Source organism: Microbacterium sp. ISL-59 (assembly GCF_018613945.1).
Lineage (GTDB): Bacteria > Actinomycetota > Actinomycetes > Actinomycetales > Microbacteriaceae > Microbacterium > Microbacterium oxydans_B.
Genome location: NZ_JAGGPG010000001.1, coordinates 456,474 through 475,702, shown reverse-complemented (window position 1 = coordinate 475,702; position 19,229 = coordinate 456,474). Strand labels below are relative to the sequence as shown.

General features: G+C 68.5%; 17 protein-coding genes. 13 read left to right on the top strand and 4 right to left on the bottom strand.

Annotation, left to right across the window (positions count from 1 at the left end; genetic code table 11):
* Positions 1-28: 28 nt before the first annotated feature.
* On the bottom strand, positions 29-1,444 hold the full coding sequence (locus J7E45_RS02315) for an RNB domain-containing ribonuclease (RefSeq protein WP_215066824.1): 1,416 nt from the start codon (positions 1,442-1,444) through the stop codon (positions 29-31).
* Positions 1,445-1,551: 107 nt separating this feature from the next.
* Here J7E45_RS02315 and J7E45_RS02310 point away from each other — a divergent pair, with 107 nt between their 5' ends.
* From J7E45_RS02310 to J7E45_RS02300, 3 genes are read left to right on the top strand one after another with little or no spacing between them, the layout of a single operon-like run.
* On the top strand, positions 1,552-2,607 hold the full coding sequence (locus J7E45_RS02310) for a zinc-dependent alcohol dehydrogenase family protein (RefSeq protein WP_215066821.1): 1,056 nt from the start codon (positions 1,552-1,554) through the stop codon (positions 2,605-2,607).
* A gap of 48 nt (positions 2,608-2,655) precedes the next feature.
* Positions 2,656-3,426, top strand: a complete 771-nt coding sequence (locus tag J7E45_RS02305; protein WP_167633191.1) for an isocitrate lyase/phosphoenolpyruvate mutase family protein — start codon at positions 2,656-2,658, stop codon at positions 3,424-3,426.
* A gap of 42 nt (positions 3,427-3,468) precedes the next feature.
* On the top strand, positions 3,469-5,226 hold the full coding sequence (locus J7E45_RS02300; protein ID WP_215066813.1) for a proline--tRNA ligase: 1,758 nt from the start codon (positions 3,469-3,471) through the stop codon (positions 5,224-5,226).
* A gap of 35 nt (positions 5,227-5,261) precedes the next feature.
* On the opposite strand, the gene J7E45_RS02295 is transcribed toward J7E45_RS02300, so the two are convergent.
* Entirely contained in the window at positions 5,262-5,765 is a 504-nt protein-coding gene (locus J7E45_RS02295; protein ID WP_215066811.1) for a pyridoxamine 5'-phosphate oxidase family protein, read from the bottom strand.
* 143 nt (positions 5,766-5,908) lie between these two features.
* Between J7E45_RS02295 and J7E45_RS02290 the strand changes: the two genes are divergently transcribed.
* Positions 5,909-6,949, top strand: coding sequence for a TIGR00730 family Rossman fold protein (locus J7E45_RS02290; protein ID WP_167633189.1), 1,041 nt, complete (start codon positions 5,909-5,911; stop codon positions 6,947-6,949).
* Here the strand turns inward: J7E45_RS02290 and J7E45_RS02285 are convergent.
* Complete coding sequence (locus J7E45_RS02285) at positions 6,918-8,273, bottom strand: FAD-dependent oxidoreductase (RefSeq protein ID WP_215066809.1); 1,356 nt, start codon at positions 8,271-8,273, stop codon at positions 6,918-6,920. The two genes, J7E45_RS02290 and J7E45_RS02285, sit on opposite strands and share 32 nt — an antisense overlap.
* A gap of 127 nt (positions 8,274-8,400) precedes the next feature.
* On the opposite strand from J7E45_RS02285, the gene nusA reads away from it, so the two are divergent.
* The 5 genes from nusA (at position 8,401) to J7E45_RS02260 (ending at position 15,304) form a co-directional block, all read left to right on the top strand.
* Positions 8,401-9,384 carry a transcription termination factor NusA gene (gene nusA, locus J7E45_RS02280; protein ID WP_091033646.1) on the top strand — a complete coding sequence of 328 codons (984 nt, stop codon included), beginning with the start codon at positions 8,401-8,403 and terminating at the stop codon, positions 9,382-9,384.
* Positions 9,385-9,446: 62 nt separating this feature from the next.
* Entirely contained in the window at positions 9,447-9,701 is a 255-nt protein-coding gene (locus tag J7E45_RS02275) for a YlxR family protein (protein WP_081859939.1), read from the top strand.
* A 94-nt stretch (positions 9,702-9,795) separates the two neighbouring features.
* Positions 9,796-12,546, top strand: a complete 2,751-nt coding sequence (gene infB, locus J7E45_RS02270; RefSeq protein ID WP_091033643.1) for a translation initiation factor IF-2 — start codon at positions 9,796-9,798, stop codon at positions 12,544-12,546.
* A 94-nt stretch (positions 12,547-12,640) separates the two neighbouring features.
* A complete protein-coding gene (gene rbfA / locus J7E45_RS02265) occupies positions 12,641-13,066 on the top strand; it encodes a 30S ribosome-binding factor RbfA (RefSeq protein WP_029263667.1) in 426 nt (141 codons plus the stop codon).
* A 309-nt stretch (positions 13,067-13,375) separates the two neighbouring features.
* On the top strand, positions 13,376-15,304 hold the full coding sequence (locus J7E45_RS02260) for a helix-turn-helix transcriptional regulator (protein ID WP_215066806.1): 1,929 nt from the start codon (positions 13,376-13,378) through the stop codon (positions 15,302-15,304).
* A 5-nt stretch (positions 15,305-15,309) separates the two neighbouring features.
* Here the strand turns inward: J7E45_RS02260 and J7E45_RS02255 are convergent, their stop codons facing one another.
* Positions 15,310-16,206 (bottom strand): A/G-specific adenine glycosylase, encoded by an 897-nt coding sequence (locus tag J7E45_RS02255; protein ID WP_215066804.1) that lies wholly within the window; start codon positions 16,204-16,206, stop codon positions 15,310-15,312.
* Between the two features lie 108 nt (positions 16,207-16,314).
* Here J7E45_RS02255 and truB point away from each other — a divergent pair, with 108 nt between their 5' ends.
* From truB to J7E45_RS02235, 4 genes are read left to right on the top strand one after another with little or no spacing between them, the layout of a single operon-like run.
* Positions 16,315-17,214 carry a tRNA pseudouridine(55) synthase TruB gene (gene truB / locus J7E45_RS02250; protein ID WP_215066802.1) on the top strand — a complete coding sequence of 300 codons (900 nt, stop codon included), beginning with the start codon at positions 16,315-16,317 and terminating at the stop codon, positions 17,212-17,214.
* Positions 17,211-17,579 carry a hypothetical protein gene (locus tag J7E45_RS02245; RefSeq protein ID WP_091033627.1) on the top strand — a complete coding sequence of 123 codons (369 nt, stop codon included), beginning with the start codon at positions 17,211-17,213 and terminating at the stop codon, positions 17,577-17,579. The genes truB and J7E45_RS02245 overlap by 4 nt, the downstream gene beginning before the upstream one ends.
* Before the next feature lie 57 nt (positions 17,580-17,636).
* On the top strand, positions 17,637-18,074 hold the full coding sequence (locus J7E45_RS02240) for a hypothetical protein (RefSeq protein ID WP_237682347.1): 438 nt from the start codon (positions 17,637-17,639) through the stop codon (positions 18,072-18,074).
* Entirely contained in the window at positions 18,071-19,024 is a 954-nt protein-coding gene (locus J7E45_RS02235; protein ID WP_215066800.1) for a bifunctional riboflavin kinase/FAD synthetase, read from the top strand. The genes J7E45_RS02240 and J7E45_RS02235 overlap by 4 nt, the downstream gene beginning before the upstream one ends.
* Positions 19,025-19,229: the final 205 nt, after the last annotated feature.

Sequence of the window (19,229 nt, the reverse complement as noted above, 5' to 3'; positions counted from 1 at the left end):
CGGGCGCGCGGCTGTGGCGGTGACGGGTTCAGAGAGCGAACTCCACCTCTCCGGCGGCGATGTCCGCACGAACGACGCGAAGCCGCACGACCTCGCCCGGCTTCGCACCGGGGGGAACCGGCGCTGTCGCCGTGACAGCCGGCTCAGCGATCTGGATCGACGCCCGCTCACCCCGAAGCTCGATCACGGTCGCATCGATCGTCGTCCCGACGAGCGGGGTGAGCAGTGCAGCCTCGACGGTGTTGATCGTGGCCGCGTTCAACCGAGACGCCCGCTGGCCGGATTCCTGCATGAGGGCGGGGAGCTCGTCGAGCGATCCTCGCACCCACTCCGGCACCGGTTCGCCGTTCGAAACGGCGAGGCAGATCGTGAGCGTCCAACGGTCGACGAGTCGGCGCAGGGGAGCGGTCGCGTGTGCATACGGGGCCGCGATCGCCGCCTGCACGGCATCCTTCGGAGGCGCTCCGTCGAACACGCGATAGCCTGCACCCCGGAACAGCGATGCCGCCGCCTCGAGCACCGGGAGGGTGATCGGGTCGCGGCGATCGAGTTCGCGAAGGTACTCGCCGTACGTGCCCGTCGTCCACGGGCGCCCGAGGGCCTCGGTCTGGTGGCGGAAGGTTTCGAAGGCCTCGGTATCCGGTTCCGGCATCGTGCGAAGGATCCCGATGCCGGCGTCGAGCATGAGTGATGCCGCCGCCATCCCGGTCATGAGCGAGAGCTGTGCGTTCCACTCCTCGACGGGGAGGGGGCTGCGGCGTTCGATGGCATACGTGCCATCCGGGGCGCGCACGACCTCTTCGTCTGGCAGGTTGAGGCTCGCCCCGCCCCGCAGTCGCTCCTGCTCGATGCGGAGGGCGCCGATCTCGGGCAGCAGCGACGCCGGTCCGTCTTCGCCCCCCTCGAGCGACTGCTGCGTTCCCACGTAGTCGAGTTGCGCGCGGGAGCGGATCAGTGCCCGCTCGAGCCGGAAATCCGTCACCGCGCCCGTGGGGTCGAGCAAGAACGTCCATACCAACGCGGGGCGATCGAGCCCGGCGAGGAGCGACGCGCGGTCCTCGCTCAGCACGGGCGGATGCAGGGGGATCCTGCCGTCCGCCGCGTACAGTGTCTGCCCACGACGACGAGCTTCGGCGTCCACTGCTCCGCCGGGGACGACGAACGCCGGAACGTCCGCGATCGCGTATCGAACGGTGTAACCGGATGCGGTGCGCTCCAGCTGGAACGCCTGATCGAGATCCCTCGAGCCCGCCGGATCCAGAGTCGCGAACGAGAGGTCCCGCAGATCCAGCGACGGCAGGGGCGGCGTGGCCCGCTCCGCTTCCGCGAGCACGGCGGGTGGGAATCCGACCGGCGCGTCGGCGGCTTCCCGCAGTCCGGCGAGGGCCGCGGCGAGCTCGGTCTGAGCGGCGGACGGAGAGACATGCGATCGGCGCTGCGGCATGGGTCCACACTAGGCGGCGCGACGGCGATCACCCCGGGCGCCACGGCGTTCCAGATGGTAAAATGTTACTGGAGGGGATCCAGGAATCCTCGATGAAGGAGAAGCTCATGAAGGCACTTGTTTTCCACGGTCCCGGTCGGAAGGCGTGGGAGGAGGTGCCGGATCCGACGATCCTGGTCGCGACCGACGCGATCGTCCGGATCGAGAGCACGACGATCTGCGGCACGGATCTCCACATCCTGAAAGGAGACGTCCCCGCCGTCGCGGACGGACGGATCCTGGGGCATGAGGGAGTCGGCGTCATCACCGAGGTCGGCGAGGCCGTGACCGGACTCGCGGTCGGGGACCGGGTGATCATCTCGTGCATCAGTGCGTGCGGCAAGTGCGACTTCTGTGTCGACGGTCTGCAGTCGCATTGCCTCGCGGCCGAGGGCACATCGGGTATCGGGTGGATCCTCGGGCACTTGATCGACGGGACCCAGGCCGAGTTGGTGAGGGTCCCGTTCGCGGAGACCTCCCTGCACAGGTTGCCCGAAGGACTCGCGCCCGAGACGGCGGTGCTCCTCAGCGACATCCTGCCCACCGGGCATGAGATCGGCGTGCAATACGGAGGGGTGGAAGCGGGCGACGTCGTCGCCGTCGTCGGCGCCGGGCCGGTCGGCCTCGCCGCTGTCATGACGGCTCAGCTCTACGGGCCGAGCAAAGTCATCGCGATCAATCTCGACGCCAATCGCGCAGAACTCGCGCTGCAGTTCGGTGCCACGCACGCCGTGGTCTCCTCGGACAGCGACTGGCGCGAACAGGTGATGGCGCTCACCGACGGACTCGGCGTCGACGTCGCGATCGAGGCGGTGGGAATTCCGCGGACGTGGGAGATGGTGGTGGAGATGGTCCGGCCGGGCGGTCATGTGGCGAACGTGGGCGTTCACGGTGCACCGGTGGAGTTCCCACTCGACCGGCTGTGGATTCAGAACCTCACGATCACGACGGGTCTCGTCAACGCGAACACCGCGCGGATGCTGACCGCACTCGTCGCGGAGCAGCGTATCGATCCGAGCGGCTTCGTCAGCCATCTGTTCGCGCTCGACGACATCGAGAGCGCATACGACACGTTCAGTCGTGCGGCGGAGACCAAGGCGCTCAAGGTGGTGCTCAACGCCTGATGCGTCGAACTCGGCCCGACCGTCCGTGTCCCGCGTTAGCGTGTAATCATGACGACTGCATCCAAGGCCCAGACCCTTGTCGGACTCTATGACGCTCCGGAGATCCTCCGGGTCGTGAACGTGTGGGATGTCGTGTCCGCGCGGGCGGTCGCCGCCCTCCCGGAGACGAAGGCGCTCGCCACCGCGGGGCACGGCATCGCCGCGTCCTTCGGCTACGACGACGGCGCGACCCCGCGCGAGATCATGATCGACATGGTGGGGCGGATCGCCGCTGCCGTGCAGGTGCCGGTCACGGCCGACCTCGACGACGGCTACGGCGACGCGGGCGAGACGACGCGTCTCGCCATCGGGGTCGGTGTCGTGGGTGCCAACGTCGAAGACCGCCTCAAGCCGTTGGACGAATCCGTCGCCGCCGTCGAGGCGATCGTCAAGGCGGCAGAGGCCGAAGGGGTTCCGTTCGCGCTCAACGCCCGCACCGACGCCTTCGTCCGCGCCGGCGCACGCCCGGTGCCGGAGAGCATCGCCGACGCGATCCAGCGTGGGCGGGCCTACCTCGACGCTGGGGCGACCGCCGTGTTCGTCCCCGGCATCCTCGACATGAACGTCACCCGTCAGCTCGTCGAGGGCATCGGAGAGCGCAAGGTCAGCGTGATCGGGATCCCCGGCGCTCTCGCCGCGTCGGAGTACGAGAAGCTCGGCGTCGCCCGGATCTCCTACGGTCCGCTTCCGCAGCGGGTCGCGCTCACCGCGCTGCAGGAGCTTGCGGCCGACCTGTACGCCGGCGGCGTCGTGCCGGCGAACCTCCCCGCGCTCAACTGACGGCGTCGAAGACGAGCGGCCACGGCTCAGTAGACTTGCTCCGTGGTCACTCGTCTTTCGAACTTCTTCCTCCGCACGCTCCGCGAAGACCCTGCAGGCGCAGAGGTCGCCAGCCACCGGCTGCTGATCCGGGCCGGATACATCCGCCCGCAGGCCGCCGGCATCTTCGCATGGCTGCCGCTGGGGCTTCGCGTCAAGGCGAAGATCGAGACGGTCATCCGCGACGAGATGGCTTCCGCCGGCGCGCAGGAGGTCCACTTCCCGGCGCTCATGCCGCGAGAGGCCTATGAGGCCAGCGGTCGCTGGGACGAGTACGGCGATCTGCTCTTCCGCCTGCAGGATCGCAAGGGCGGCGACTACCTCCTCGCGCCGACGCATGAAGAGGCGTTCACGCTGTTGGTGAAGGACCTGTACTCGTCGTACAAGGATCTGCCGCTCACGATCTACCAGATCCAGGACAAGTACCGCGACGAGGCGCGTCCCCGCGCCGGCCTGCTCCGTGGTCGCGAGTTCACGATGAAGGACGCCTACTCGTTCGATTCGTCGGATGAGGGCCTCGACGTGAGCTACCAGGCGCAGCGGGATGCCTACGAGCGCATCTTCCAGCGGCTCGGCCTCGAGTACGTCATCGTGCAGGCGGATGCCGGTGCGATGGGCGGGTCCCGCAGCGAGGAGTTCCTGCACCCGACCCCCGTCGGCGAAGACACCTTCGTGCGCAGCGCGGGCGGATACTCAGCGAACGTCGAGGCGTTCACCACTGCGGTTCCCGATGCGATCCCGTTCGACGAGAATGCCGCGCCGGTGATCTTCGATTCGCCGGACACTCCCACGATCGAGACGCTGGTCGCGCACAGCAACCGCGAGCTCGAGGGGGAGTACACGGCGGCCGACACGCTGAAGAACGTGGTGCTCGCCCTGACCCACCTGGACGGCACCCGCGAGCTCGTCATCGTCGGCGTCCCCGGCGACCGCGAGGTCGACGAGAAGCGCGCCGAGGTGGCGTTCGCACCCGCCGAGGTCGAGACGGCCACGGCGGACGATTTCGAGAACAATCCACTGCTGGTCAAGGGGTACATCGGCCCCTGGTCGCCGACCGGCGCGGTACTCGGCGAGGAGTCGGCCACCGGCATCCGTTATCTGGTCGACCCGCGCGTCAGCGAGGGCACGAGCTGGATCACCGGCGCGAACATCGATCAGAAGCACGCGCACTCGGTGGTCGCCGGTCGCGACTTCGCCGCCGACGGGATCGTGGAGATCGCGAACGTGCGTGCGGGCGATCCCGCCCCCGACGGCTCCGGCCCGGTCGAGCTCGCCCGGGGCATGGAGATCGGTCACGTCTTCCAGCTCGGCCGCAAGTACGCCGAGGCCCTGGGACTCAAGGTCTTGAACGAGAACGGCAAGCTCGTCACCGTCACGATGGGCTCGTACGGCATCGGCGTGACCCGCATCCTCGCGATCATCGCCGAGCTGAACAACGACGAGAAGGGCCTGATCTGGCCTGCTTCCGTCGCGCCGTTCGACGTGCAGGTCGTCGCCGCCGGCCGGGACCAGGTCGCGTTCGAGGTGGCAGAGGGACTCTCCACTCAGCTCAAGGCCGCTGGTCTCGACGTGCTCTACGACGACCGCCCGAAGGTCTCGCCCGGCGTGAAGTTCGGTGACGCCGAACTCGTCGGAGTGCCGAAGATCGTCATCGTCGGACGCGGGGCGGCCGAGGGTCAGGTCGAGCTGTGGGATCGCCGCACCGGCGACCGCGACACGGTCTCGGTGGAAGATGTCGTGGGGCGTCTCTCCGCTTCCTGAGAGTCCTCGCTTCCTGAGAGTCCACGGCCGCGTCGTCAGCAGACGATGTGGCCGTGGTTCATGATGTCGTCGTCCGGAGTGTCGCGGGTGACGAGCGACTTCAGGGCGCCGGCTGCCATTGCGAGCTTGCCCTTCGCCGGCTCCCAGAACTCCGTCACCTTCGGGGTGACCCGGAGGAGAGCGATGCCCGGCGTGTCCAGTCCATCCGCGAACCAGATCTCCAGCGAGCTCGAGTACAGCTCCTCCATCTTCGCGCGGTCGTGCATGATCTCGGCCGTGCCCGCCACGGACACGTAGCGCATGCCCTTGGCGTCGCAATAGGCGAGGCCCACGTCGTGGTGCCGTCGGGCCTCCTCGACCTTCTCCGTGTCCTCGGCGGTGAAGAACCAGATGTCGCCGGCGTCGTCCATCTGCCGGGTCGACATCGGCCGGCTGACGAGGTTGCCGTCGTCGTCCACCGTTGTCAGCATCGTGAAGTCGATGTCCTCCACGAGCTCGGCGACGCGGGCGAGGGCTTCGGGTCCTGTGATCTCTGTCATGTCATCAGAGTGCCGTGCGGGGCGGCGGAGGACACGGGCATTGACAGCGCGGCCGGGCAGTGCTCGCCACCGCACTGTCGGACGTCGACGCGATGCCCGGCGTTGCGGGCCGCGCTCTCGGCGCCGCGTGCCACGCTGGTGTCATGATCGACGAACCACTGCCCGAAGCCCTCAGCTCCGAGATCAACGCCGTCCTCGACGAGGCCGGGGTGCACGCCGACCGACGGCTGGTGATGCGGATGCTGCGCACGGCGATCCTGCTCGGCGAGGACGGCGCCGACCGCCTCGATCTGAAGATCGCCTCGGCGGCTCTGGCCGAGATGCGCGACGCCTTCCGTCTGTTCGCCCCGTTCCGCGGAGTCCCCAAGGTGACGGTCTTCGGTTCGGCCCGCACCCGGCAGGACGATCCGCTGTACCTCACCGCGCGCGATGTCGCCGCAGCGCTGGCGGGCGATGGCTGGATGGTCGTCACGGGCGCCGGCCCCGGCATCATGCAGGCCGCCTCCGAGGGCGCGGGCCCGGCACTTTCGCTCGGAGTCTCGATCCGCCTGCCGTTCGAAGAGAAGGCGAACGGCCTCGTCACGGGGCAGGATCACGTGGTCGCGATGAAGTACTTCTTCACCCGCAAGCTGATGCTCATCAAGGAATCGGCCGGGTTCATCTGCCTGCCCGGTGGATTCGGCACCCTGGACGAGATGTTCGAGCTGCTCACCCTCCAGCAGACCGGCAAGGCCGAGCCGACGCCGATCGTGCTCCTGGATCAGCCGGGCGGGACGTTCTGGCAGGGCCTCCGCAGCTTCATCGACGACCACCTCGCCCCGACCGGAGTCATCTCGGAAGGAGACTTCGATCGTGTCGTGATCACCGATTCCGTGGATGCCGCTCGGGCGGAGATCACCGGTTTCTGGCACAACTACGACTCGCTGCGATGGGTCGGCGATGCGCTCGTGCTGCGGCTGCGTGCCGAGCCGACGGATGCCGAGATCGATGCACTGAACGAGCAGTTCGCCCCGATGCTCTCCTCCGGGCGGATCGAGCGCACCGCACCCCGGCAGCCCGAGGTCGCCGACGACGACCTGCTGGAGCTACCGCGGCTGATACTCCGCCTCGATCAGCGTCAGGTCGGCAATCTGTTCCGGCTGATCGGCGCGATCAACGCGCTTCCTTCTGCTCCCGCTCGATGATGCCGGCTGCGAAGTCGCCGAGGTCGATCGCCCGGCCCAGGATCCGTTCCGCTGCCCGCTGCCCCGAGTAGTAGGCCGCACCGACAGTGGCGGGCTCGTCTCCCCAGGTGGCCTCACCCGCGAAGTGCAGGACTCCGTCGACGGGGCCGGCCAGGTCATCATGATCGTGATGGGTCGACCCCTGCGCGAGGTACGAGTATGAGCCGTTCGAGAACTCGTCGTCGCCCCAGTGTGTGACCCAGTGTGCCCGGGGCTCGCCGACCGCGTCGCCGTAGAGGGCACGGAGCGCGCGCACGACGTCGGCGACCACCTCCTCGTCTGGAAGCTCCTGCATGCGCCTCCCGAACGGTCCGGCGGCGAAGGTCAGCAGGGTCGGCAGCCCGCTGACGGCGGACACGTCGTACCAGGAATGCCAGTGCTCGCCGGCTTCGCCGAGCGCGCGCAGCACGTAGCTGTCCTCGTCCCAGAACCGCTGGTCGAACTGGATGAAGACCTTGTTGAAGATTCCCATCCCGAGACGTGAGAGAGGACCGGCCACGGCATCCGGCAGTGCCGGCTCGAACTCGATCGACCCTGCCTTGAGTACTCCCAACGGCACCGTCACGACGACCTGATCCGCGGTGAACGCCGTGTCGCCGGCATGGACGATCACTCCTCCGGTCGAGCGGATGATCTTCGTCACTGTCGTCTCGAAGCGGATGTCGAGGCCGGCGCCGATGCGTCGAGGCACCTCGTCGTATCCGCGCGGGAAGATCACCTCGTCGCCGTCTATCGCGTCTTCGTCGAGGCCGTGGGCGTCGAGGTCTCCGATCCAGGCTCCGCACTGCTCCTCGACCCGGTGGCGGAAGAATTCGCGGATGTCGTCGATGCGCTCCGGGGAGAGGCCGGAACGATCGAGCGCGCGCTCGGTCACATCCCGATAGGTGTCGTCGGGGGAGGAGGAGTCGATCTCGTCGAGGAGAAGTCGATCGACCGCGTCGACGTCGTCGATCCACTGGGCGGTGGCGTCGGCGCCCATGGCCCTTCCCTCTCCGTCGAAGTTCTCGATGGCTCGCCCGCCGACCTGGAAACTGCCCACCGTGTACTCGATCGTCGGAATCCGGAGCACCTGGACGAGATCCCACAACGGCGAACCATCGATCCCATGGATCCAGGAGGCGCCGCGATCCACGGGAAACCCCGCCTCCCGGTCGGTGTGCATACGCCCGCCGACGCGGTCGCGTCCTTCGAGGACCACGACCTGATGCCCGGCATCGGCGAGCATCCGGGCGGCTGTGACACCCGACATTCCCGCACCGATCACGATGGTGTCGAACGATCCCATCTGTCCTCCTCGACTTCCGGCGCGGAAAACTGCTGCCGTCGTGGCAGGGGCCGGTTGGCACAGGGTATCGTGGTACGGATGTCGCGCGTGCGAACAGGCGCGACGAGAGCTGAATAGAGAGGCCGTCATGGACATCGAACTGAGTCTTCTGCGAGGGATCGAGAAGGAGAAGGCGATCCCCTTCGACGAACTCGTCGCCATCATCGAGCAGGCGATCCTGACCGCGTACTCCAAGCATGTCTCCGACGACGGTGCGACGCCCGAGGGCGTCCGCGTGCACCTCGATCGCAAGACCGGGCATGTCGCGATCCTGCAGGTCGTCCGCGACGAGGAAGACGCCATCATCGGCGAAGAGGATGCGACCCCCGACGACTTCGGTCGCATCGCGGCCTTCGCTGCGAAGCAGGTCATCAGCCAGCGTCTGCGTGACATCGCGGACGACGTCGTGCTCGGTGACTTCAAGGACAAAGAGGGTGACATCGTCGCCGGTGTGATCCAGCAGGGGCCGAACCCGCGCATGATCCACGTCGACCTCGGCGCCGTCGAGGCGATCCTGCCCCCGGAGGAGCAGGTGCCCGGCGAGGAGTACACCCACGGATCGCGCCTGCGTGTGTACGTCACCAGCGTCGCCAAGGGGCTCAAGGGACCGCAGATCACGGTATCCCGCACCCACCCGGGGCTCGTCCGCAAGCTTTTCGCGCTCGAGGTGCCGGAGATCGCTGCCGGTCTCGTCGAGATCGTGGCCCTGGCTCGAGAGGCCGGTCACCGCACGAAGATCGCGGTCAAGGCGAACGACCCGTCGATCAACGCGAAGGGCGCCTGCATCGGGGAGCTCGGACGCCGCGTGCGCGCCGTGACGGAGGAGCTTGCGGGGGAGAAGATCGACATCGTCGACTACGACGCCGATCTGCCCACGTTCGTGGCACACGCGCTGTCGCCGGCGAAGGTCACGAGCGCCTTCGTGCTCGACGCGAGCACCAAAGCCGTCCGCGCGCTGGTGCCCGACTACCAGCTGTCACTCGCGATCGGCAAGGAGGGTCAGAACGCGCGTCTGGCCGCCAAGCTCACGGGCGCGAAGATCGACATCCAGCCGGACAGCGTCCTCGACTGACCGGCTCCGGCCTTCCGCCTCGCCCGGCGTGCGGGCGAGGCGGGGTGAAACGCAGGTGTAAGATGGAACCCGTACGAACGTGCGTCGGTTGTCGCACGCGTGCTCCCCGCACTGCCCTGCTCAGGGTGGTGGCCCAGAACGACACCCTCATCCCCGATGACCGTGCTGTCCTGCCGGGGCGCGGCGCGTGGGTCCATCCGACCCGGGAATGCATGGATGCCGCTCTGCGGCGCCGTGCATTCGGAAGAGCACTGCGCGTGTCCACTGAGCTGGACACGCGGACCTTCGAACAGCACCCACCAAGAAACAAAGGCTGAACAGCTATGGAAACAAAGTGAACGGCTCGAAATGAGACCCGTCCGCGACTAGTGGTCTGCCCTGTCTGGGTGGACCGACTCAGACAGGAGAATTGTGGCTGGTAAACCACGCGTACATGAGATCGCCGCCGAACTCGGCGTCGACAGCAAGGTCGCTCTTGCAAAGCTCAAAGAACTCGGTGAGTTCGTGAAGAGCCCCTCTTCGACCATCGAACCGCCGGTGGCGCGCAAGCTGCGCGCGGCGATCGAGGCCGACGGGTCGCTCAAGGGTGCGGCTGAGGCTGCCCCTGCGGCCAAGCCGGCTGCCGCCAAGTCGGCAGCGAAGCCGGGCGCCAAGCCCGCGCCCACCCCGGGTCCGAAGCCCGGTCCCAAGCCTGCCCCGGAGGCTCCGGCCCCCGAGGCGCCCGCGCCTGCTGCACCGGCGCCTGCCCCCGTGGCAGAGGCCCCTGCAGCAGCACCCGCGGAAGCATCCAAGCCCGCAGAGGGCGGCGCACCGACTCCCGGCGCCCCGCGTCCCGGCAACAACCCGTTCTCCTCCGCGCAGGGGATGGGTCAGCGCCCGGCCGGACCCCGTCCGGGCAACAACCCCTTCGCATCCGCGCAGGGCATGGGTCAGCGCCCGACGCCGGGCAACATCCCGCGTCCGCAGGCTCCGCGCCCCGGTGCGCCCCGTCCGGGTGCTCCGCGTCCCGGTTCGCCGCGTCCCGGCGCACCCCGTAGCGGCGGCGGCGGTCGTCCCGGCGCTCCGTTCCAGCAGCGTCCCGGCGGTCCCGGTCGTCCCGGCGGTGCCGGTGGACCCGGCGGTGCCGGCGGTCCTGGCGCACGTCCCGGTGGTGGCGGCGGTTTCGCCGGTCGTCCCGGTGGCGGTGGCGGTCGTGGCCGTGGTCCCGGCGGTGGTACCGCAGGTGCTTTCGGCAAGGGCGGCGGCAAGAGCAAGCAGCGCAAGTCGCGGCGGGCGAAGCGGCAAGAGTTCGAGATGCGGAGTGCTCCGGTCGTCGGTGGCGTCAACGTCACCCGCGGCAACGGAGAGGTCATCCGCATGCGCCGCGGCGCATCCATCTCGGACTTCGCCGACAAGATCGAGACGCTGACCGGCTACACGGTCCAGCCCGGAACCCTCGTCACCATCCTCTTCAACCTCGGCGAGATGGCCACGGCCACCGAGTCGCTGGATGAGGCGACGTTCGAGGTCCTGGGCGCTGAGCTCGGCTACAAGATCCAGATGGTCTCGCCCGAGGACGAGGACAAGGAGCTCCTCGAGGGCTTCGGTCTCGACCTCGAGGCCGAGCTGGAGGCGGAGAGCGAGGACGACCTCGAGATCCGTCCTCCGGTCGTGACCGTCATGGGCCACGTCGACCACGGTAAGACGCGACTGCTCGACGCGATCCGTCAGACCAACGTCATCGAGGGCGAAGCCGGCGGCATCACCCAGCACATCGGTGCCTACCAGGTCTGGACCGAGCACGAGGGCATCGAGCGGGCCATCACGTTCATCGACACCCCGGGTCACGAGGCGTTCACCGCCATGCGTGCCCGTGGTGCGCAGGTCACCGACCTCGCGATCCTCGTGGTCGCAGCCGACGACGGAATCATGCCGCAGACGGTCGAGGCGCTGAACCACGCCCAGGCGGCGAACGTGCCGATCGTGGTCGCGGTGAACAAGGTGGACAAGCCCGACGCCAACCCGTCGAAGGTGCGTCAGCAGCTCACGGAGTACGGTCTGGTCGCCGAGGAGTTCGGTGGCGACGTCATGTTCGTCGACGTCTCCGCTCGCGCCAACACGGGTATCCAGGAGCTCCTGGACGCTGTGCTGCTCACGGCCGACGCAGGTCTCGATCTGACCGCCAACCCGAACAAGGGTGCCCGCGGTGTCGCGATCGAGGCGAAGCTCGACAAGGGTCGCGGTTCTGTCGCCACCGTGCTGATCCAGTCCGGAACGCTCCGGATCGGTGACGCCATCGTGGCCGGAACGGCCTACGGTCGCGTGCGTGCCATGGCCGACGAGAACGGCGAGCAGGTCCTCGAGGCCTACCCGTCGCGTCCCGTGCAGGTGCAGGGTCTGAACTCCGTGCCGCGTGCCGGTGACGTCTTCATCGTCACCGAGGAAGACCGCATGGCCCGTCAGATCGCGGAGAAGCGTGAAGCAGTCGAGCGCAACGCCCAGCTGGCCAAGGCCCGCAAGCGCATCTCGCTCGAAGACTTCACCCGTGCTCTCGAAGACGGCAAGGTCGAGTCGCTCAACCTCATCATCAAGGGTGACGTCTCCGGTGCCGTCGAGGCGCTGGAGGAGTCGCTCCTCAAGATCGAGGTCGACGACTCGGTGCAGCTGCGCATCATCCACCGCGGCGTCGGTGCGATCACCGAGTCCGACGTGAACCTGGCGACGATCGACAACGCGATCATCGTGGGCTTCAACGTCCGCCCCGACACGAAGGCGCGCGAGCGCGCCGCCCGTGAAGGCGTGGACATCCGTTTCTACTCCGTCATCTACAACGCGATCGACGAGATCGAGAGCTCGCTCAAGGGCATGCTCAAGCCGGAGTACGAAGAGGTCCAGTCGGGTGTCGCCGAGATCCGCGAGGTGTTCCGCTCCTCGAAGTTCGGCAACATCGCCGGTGTCATCGTGCGATCGGGAACGATCACGCGAAACGCCAAGGCTCGTGTCATCCGCGACGGCGTCGTGCTGGCCGATGGTCTCGCCATCGAGTCGCTGCGTCGCTTCAAGGATGACGTCACCGAGGTCCGTACCGACTACGAGGCCGGTATCGGTCTCGGAAAGTACAACGACATCCAGATCGGCGACGAGATCGAGACGACCGAGCTCATCGAGAAGCCTCGCGGCTGATCAATTTCGAAACACCTTCGGGCGTCCTTCGCTCCCGCTCCTCCGGAGCGCGGAGAGGAGGACGCCCTGAGGGTTCCTGGACAGGGAGAGAACAATGGCAGGCGAACGACAGGCCCGACTCGCGGATCGTATCCGCGTGATCCTCGCCGAGCGGCTGGAGAAGGGGCTGCGCGATCCGCGCCTCGGCTTCGTCACCATCACCGACGTCCGTGTGACCGGTGACCTTCAGCACGCATCGGTGTTCTACACGGTGCTGGGCACGGAAGAAGAGCGCATCTCCAGCGGTGCTGCGCTCACCTCGGCGACCGGCATGCTGCGCAGCGAGGTCGGACGGCAGCTGAGCACCCGTCTGGTGCCCACGCTCGAGTTCATCCCGGATGCCCTCCCGGAGAACGCGGACCACATCGGTGCGCTGCTCCGCGAGGCGCAGCAGCGCGATGCCGACGTCGCGAAACTCGCGTCCTCCGCATCCCACGCCGGCGACACCGATCCGTACCGTACGGAGGACGACCCGGAGTGATCGCCGTTTGATACGCTCGGCTTCGCGGGAACGCTTCCGTGAATCTGGGGGAACGGCATCGAGGGTACGGGTACACAGGGGGCTCTCTTCGTCGCGCCCGCCGCGTTGGGCCTCTTGCTCGACGAGCTCCTGGAGGTCGACCTCGCCTGCGCGCCCCATGTGCTTGCCCGTCTCGCTGCCGAGCTGGACGCGGATTCTCCGACGATCCGCGAAGTCGCCGAGCGGCTGTCGGCGGATCAACGACATGGCTTACGCCCGCTACCCAGCCCGTTGCCGCTCGTGCCCTCGATCACACGGAGATTCGAGACGTTGCAGCTCGATGGCAGGGATCGCGAGCTGCTGACGGCGCTTTCGGTCTGCCTCGACGGTGGACTCGACGCCCTCCTCGAGTTCGATGGGAGGTCGGCGGCCGCGATCGCCGCCGCTCCGGTGGGGGAGCACGTACGTCTGCATGCCGGTCACTCGCGGTTCGCCGATCCCCGGCTCTCCATCTGGATCAGAGCCACCACGTGCACCGCAGTCACCGCCGGGGTCCACGAGCGGCTGAGCGTGATCTTCCGGCGTCGCGGAGACCGCGTGAGCGAGGATTGGCACCGCGCTCGCGCTTCCCTCGAGGCGGCTCCGGACAGCGCGGCCGAGTTGACAGTCATCGCGCGACAACTCAGCGAGGCCGGCCACCCCGAACGAGCACTGCTGCTCGCGAGAGAGGCGGCGGGGCACGCGGTGGGCGGCGCCCGCGACGAAGCGCATCTCGTCGCGGGGACTTCGGCCGTCGGCGCCGGTTTCGCCGCGGAAGCGGTGGCGTGGTTCAGCGGTCTGTACCCGCACGCGGCGGAGCATCGGCGGCTCAGGGGACTCGGTGGCCTGTTCGTCGCTCAGGCGTTCGAGCAGGGAGCAGTGCCGGAAGTGGACCCGCGAGTGCTGCGTCCGTGCACCGACGATGCCGCCGATTGGTTCCACTGGACGAAGGCCGCTGCTCTGGCCGCGGTGATGTGCGCCGAACGGGGCGATCGGCGCGGGATGCGCGTCTGGCTCGACGCCGTGCGGGAAGGCGCCACGCGAACAGGTGTCGAGCGTGAGCTCAGGGACCCCGTCGTCGCGCTGAGCTGGCTGATCGCGGGTGAACGCGACATCGACGCGACCGTAGGCTCCGGGCCGGTGACGGGAGGAATGCTGCGTGCGCTGCGGGCCGCGATGGACGGGGACATCGACCTGGGGCTGCGCGTGCTCGCGAGAGGCGGATCAGGGATGTCCGCGGAGGCGGATCCGTTCGTCCCGGGATTCGAGCACAGCCCCGTCGTCCAGTCGTATCGCGCGGTCGTCGAGGTTCTGCTGCTGGTGTGGCGCGGTGACATCGGCCTGGCGCGCGACCGGCTGATCCAGGCGGCACTCGTGCTGCCGCTGGCGTTGCCACTCGCCGGACTGGGTGTGGTGCTCGCCAGACGTCTCGACCTCGCCGTGCTCGGCGAACTCGGACCGTACGCCCGGTCGCTCACCGCGGGATTGCCGGCGGGCTCGAGGATCGACCGCCTCGTCGATCGCGGCATCCAGTCTTTCCTCGCCGGTTCGTTCGACGACGCCGCCGCCACCATCCGTCTCTGGGCCGACCTCGGATCGGCGCGGACCACCATGACGGTTCCCGCGCTCGACGAGCTGGCGCTCGATCCGGACGGACGCTCGACACCCGCGCCATCCATCGAGCCGCCGGAGATCGCTCTCGCGCAGAGTCTGCGCGTCCGGCTGGCGACGGCTGGGGATGGTCGCTGGCGTTCCGAGTGCGTCGAAGTGCGCGAGGAGGCGCGGACGCTCCGCTCCCCGTTCGCGCGCGCGAGGGTGGAGACGATGCTCGGCACCCAGTACGCCATCCGCGACGATCATGCCTCGGCTCGTATCCACCTGGAGCACGCCGAGAGGTTGTTCGAGCTGTGCGGTGCGACGGCGTGGGCGCGCACGATCCGCGGACGGCTGGACAGGCTGGACGCCAAGGAGGGGAGCATCGTTCCCACCGTCGATCCGCTGGCGGCGTGTCGAGCCGCATGGTCGCTGCAGCTGACCGCGCGCGAGCTGGAAGTCGCGATGTACGCCGTCGGCGGGGCGGCGAACCGTGACATCGCCGAGATGCTCAACTTCTCGGTCCGTACGGTGGAGGTGCACCTCGGCCGGGTCTTTACGAAGCTCGATGTCCGCAGTCGGGTCGAGCTGACGGTGCTGGCACATCGCACCGACCATCACCTCTGAGCTCGTCAGCGCGGCAGCGAGAGGGCCATCCCGTCGGCTTCGGCGAGGCCGTCGGCGATGAGCGAGTCGATCGCCCGGTCGCGCTGACGGGGATCCGGCCAGTCCGGGAGCACGAGGTCGAGCGGCACGGGTTCGGGGGAGCGGTCGCGCAGTAGCCGCAGCACGGCACCGCGTGCCTGTCGATCTGAGCCTTCGTAGGCGGCCTGGCGACGGCGTTCATCCCCGGTGTCCGGCCTGCCGGCTGCCAGCCACGCGCAGCTGTTGGCCAGGGGGCACTGCTCGCATCGCGGCGCCCGCGACGTGCACACGGTCGCGCCGAGCTCCATCATGGCGGCGTTGAACTCCGCGGCGTCGGCCAGCGAGTCGGGCAGGAGGGAGTCCATCAGCTCCAGGTCGCGCCGCGAGGGCGGTGCCGGCTGGGCCCGCCCCTGAACAGCCCTGGCCAGGACGCGCCGAGTGTTCGTGTCGACGACCGGGTGGCGGTCGCCGTAAGCGAAGACCGCGACCGCGCGGGCCGTGTAGTCGCCGATGCCGGAGAGGGCGAGGAGGGCCTCGACGTCGCGCGGCACGATCCCGCCGTGCCGCTCGGTGATCTCGACGGCGGCGCGGTGCAGCCAGAGCGCGCGCCGGGGGTATCCCAGATTCGCCCATTGGTTCACGACGTCCGCGGCCGAGGCAGAGGCCATCGCCGCCGGCGTGGGCCATCGGGCGAGCCACGCCTCGAGGTGGGGGACGACCCGGGAGACAGGTGTCTGCTGGAGCATGAACTCGCTCACCAGAACGCCCCAGGCGCCGAACTCGTCATGGAACTCGGTGCGGCGCCACGGCAGGTCGCGAGCGGTCGCGCGGTACCACGTCGGCAGGCGCGATACGACTTCGGAGGGGGCCTGCGGTCCGGGCATCCCTCCAGCGTACGTGAGCCGCGACCCGCGGCCGGTCGGCGATCCGCGGCGCGCCACCGGCGGCCCTTCCGGGCCGGGTGGCAGGCGCGTCGTCGGTAGGCTGGGGGGATGGTCTCGCCCGGCATCCTTCTCGTCGACAAGCCCGCTGGGCTGACCAGCCACGACGTGGTCGCCCGCACGCGGCGCGCGTTCGGCACACGGAAGGTCGGCCATGCGGGAACACTCGATCCGATGGCGACCGGACTCCTCGTCATCGGCATCGAAGGAGCCACCCGACTGCTCACCTACATCGTCGGCGCGGACAAGACCTATGAGGCGACGATCCGTCTCGGACAGACCACCGGGACCGACGACGCCGAGGGCGAGATCCTGACGACCGCCCAACCCGAGGCATGGAGCGCGGTCACGGATGCCGCGGTCGACGAGGGCATCCTGGCGTTGACCGGCGAGATCTCGCAGGTTCCCAGCTCGGTGTCCGCGATCAAGGTCGACGGACGGCGTGCATACGATCGCGTCCGTGCCGGCGAAGAGGTCGTGCTCGCCGCACGGAACGTCGTCGTCTCGCGCTTCGACGTATCGGAGCGGCGTCGGCAGGAGGGCTTTCTCGACCTCGATGTGATCGTCGACTGCTCGTCCGGAACGTACATCCGATCTCTCGCCCGCGACCTCGGTGCGGCACTCGGCGTCGGCGGGCACCTGACGGCCCTTCGGCGTACGAGAGTGGGGCCTTTTGTCGTGGGCGACGCGGTCGGAATCGACGGGCTCGAGGGAGCCCACACGCTGACTCCGGCGGACGCCGCCGGGCGGATCCTTCCCGTGCTCGAGGTGTCGGCCGATGAGGCGCGCGACCTCCGCCACGGAAAGCGGCTCCAGGGACAGGCCGGCCGCTTGGACGGCCCAGGCGCGGTCACGGCGGCCATCGACCCGGACGGCGCTCTGGTGGGCATCGTCGAGAAGCGCGGCGCCGACCTCAAGAGCGCCATGAACATGCCGGAGGCCGACCGATGATCCTGTGGTTCACGATCGCGCAGATCATCATCGCGGTCGCCGCCGGCGTCTTCTGCCTCGTCGCGGGTCTGCTCGGCAGACGGCCGAGTGACTTCAGCGTGGGTGCGCTTGCCCTCGTCGAGGTGCTGCTCGTCGTCCAGGTGATCGTCGCGATCGTCGCACCCCTCGCGGGAAACCCGCCGACGGGCGACCTGCTCGAGTACTGGGTCTACCTGGTGTCGGCGGTGCTCCTGCCCATCGGAGCCGTACTGTGGGCGCTCATGGAGCGCAGCCGGTGGAGCACGGTGATCCTGGGTGTGGCTGCGCTCGCGATCGCGATCATGCTGTGGCGCATGCAGGTCATCTGGACCGTCCAGATCGCGTGACGTGAGGCGTCGCGGCGGAGTCCGGTGCCCTCCCGCGGCTCTAGGATGGAATGCGCTATGAGCTCCACCGCCCCCTCCACTCGGATGACCGGAATCGGTCGCGTCCTCGTGATCGTCTACGCCGTCATGGCGCTGGCCGCCACAGGCCGCAGCTTCGTGCAGATCGTCCGGCGATTCGACGAGGCGCCGCTGGCGTATTCCCTCTCCGCACTCGCTGCCGTCGTCTATATCCTCGCGACCCTCGCGCTGGTGCTCGCCCGCAGGCGCGGGTGGTACACCGTCGCCTGGATCGCGATCGTCTTCGAACTGACAGGCGTTCTCGTCGTCGGGCTGCTGAGCATCCTGATGCCGGCACTGTTCCAGCACGAGACGGTGTGGTCGCTGTTCGGGCGCGGATACCTGTTCATCCCGCTGGTCCTCCCGGTGTTCGGAATCTGGTGGCTGCGCACGCACCGCCCCGTCGACGCCGTGATTCCGGCCGAGGTGCACGCGTGATCGTCTTCCGCAGCCCGGAGGAAGTACCGGCCGGGTTCGGACCGAGCGCCGTCGCGATCGGCAAGTTCGACGGCGTCCATGCCGGACACCGCGCCGTCATCGCGCGATTGAACGAGGCAGCCGCCGCCACCGGAAGTCGATCCGTGGCGGTGACCTTCGACCGCAACCCGTTGGCCACCATCCGTCCGGATCGGTGTCCCGAGAACGTCGTCACCGTCGACCGGAAGCTCGAGCTGCTGGGCGACCTCGGGATCGACGCGACCCTCGTGCTCACGTTCGACCAGGAGATGGCAGCCCGCAGCGCGGAGGACTTCGTCGTCGAGATCCTCGTCGGTGCCCTGCAGGTGTCGACGGTCCTGGTCGGCCAGGACTTCCGCTTCGGGCACGGAGGTGCGGGCACCCCCGAGCTGCTGCGCGAGCTCGGCCCCCGCTACGGCTTCTCCGTCGAGGTCGTCGACGACGTGTATCTTTCCGGCTCCACGCGGAGGGTCTCGTCCAGCTGGGTCCGCGAGCTGCTGATGGAGGGGGACGTCGCGTCGGCGGCCACCGTGCTCGGGCGTTATCCCGATGTCCGCGGCGAGGTCGTCCACGGCCTCAAGCGCGGACGGGAGCTGGGGTTCCCCACCGCCAACCTCTCGACGATCGTCGACGCCTTCGTTCCCGCCGACGGCGTGTACGCCGGGTGGCTCGTCGATCACGACACCGGCATCCGCCATCCGTCCGCGATCTCTGTCGGCACGAATCCGACCTTCGACGACGTTCTGGTGCGCCAGGTCGAGGCACACGTTCTCGGAGAGACCGGACTCGACCTGTACGGACACGACGTCACTGTCGAGTTCGTGGCGAGGTTGCGGGGCATGGTCGCCTTCGAGGGCATCGAGAAGCTGATGGAGCAGATGGGGGCGGACGTCACGGATGCCGCGCGGGCTCTCGGCATCACGACCGGATAGTCACCGTGCCGCCGCGTTCCCGGTCGTCGTTCGACGACTCGGCGTGGGTGATCTGCAGGACATCCGTCCGATGACATAGAATGGAGTCGGCTCCCGCCGATTCTCACGCTTCTCGCGTGCTTCGACGGGAAGACGACCCACTGTTCGTACGGTCCTGGCTCACGCCACACGCGGACAACGAGAACGGCCCGAGGCTTCATGGGGA

What these genes read in the sequence shown, in the direction of transcription:
- J7E45_RS02315 (WP_215066824.1), bottom strand. Translation starts at nt 1,444, where the DNA reads ATGCCGCAGCGCCGATCGCATGTCTCTCCGTCCGCCGCTCAGACCGAG.
- J7E45_RS02310 (WP_215066821.1), top strand. Translation starts at nt 1,552, where the DNA reads ATGAAGGCACTTGTTTTCCACGGTCCCGGTCGGAAGGCGTGGGAGGAG.
- J7E45_RS02305 (WP_167633191.1), top strand. Translation starts at nt 2,656, where the DNA reads ATGACGACTGCATCCAAGGCCCAGACCCTTGTCGGACTCTATGACGCT.
- J7E45_RS02295 (WP_215066811.1), bottom strand. Translation starts at nt 5,765, where the DNA reads ATGACAGAGATCACAGGACCCGAAGCCCTCGCCCGCGTCGCCGAGCTC.
- J7E45_RS02290 (WP_167633189.1), top strand. Translation starts at nt 5,909, where the DNA reads ATGATCGACGAACCACTGCCCGAAGCCCTCAGCTCCGAGATCAACGCC.
- J7E45_RS02285 (WP_215066809.1), bottom strand. Translation starts at nt 8,273, where the DNA reads ATGGGATCGTTCGACACCATCGTGATCGGTGCGGGAATGTCGGGTGTC.
- nusA (WP_091033646.1), top strand. Translation starts at nt 8,401, where the DNA reads ATGGACATCGAACTGAGTCTTCTGCGAGGGATCGAGAAGGAGAAGGCG.
- J7E45_RS02275 (WP_081859939.1), top strand. Translation starts at nt 9,447, where the DNA reads ATGGAACCCGTACGAACGTGCGTCGGTTGTCGCACGCGTGCTCCCCGC.
- rbfA (WP_029263667.1), top strand. Translation starts at nt 12,641, where the DNA reads ATGGCAGGCGAACGACAGGCCCGACTCGCGGATCGTATCCGCGTGATC.
- J7E45_RS02255 (WP_215066804.1), bottom strand. Translation starts at nt 16,206, where the DNA reads ATGCCCGGACCGCAGGCCCCCTCCGAAGTCGTATCGCGCCTGCCGACG.
- truB (WP_215066802.1), top strand. Translation starts at nt 16,315, where the DNA reads ATGGTCTCGCCCGGCATCCTTCTCGTCGACAAGCCCGCTGGGCTGACC.
- J7E45_RS02245 (WP_091033627.1), top strand. Translation starts at nt 17,211, where the DNA reads ATGATCCTGTGGTTCACGATCGCGCAGATCATCATCGCGGTCGCCGCC.
- J7E45_RS02240 (WP_237682347.1), top strand. Translation starts at nt 17,637, where the DNA reads ATGAGCTCCACCGCCCCCTCCACTCGGATGACCGGAATCGGTCGCGTC.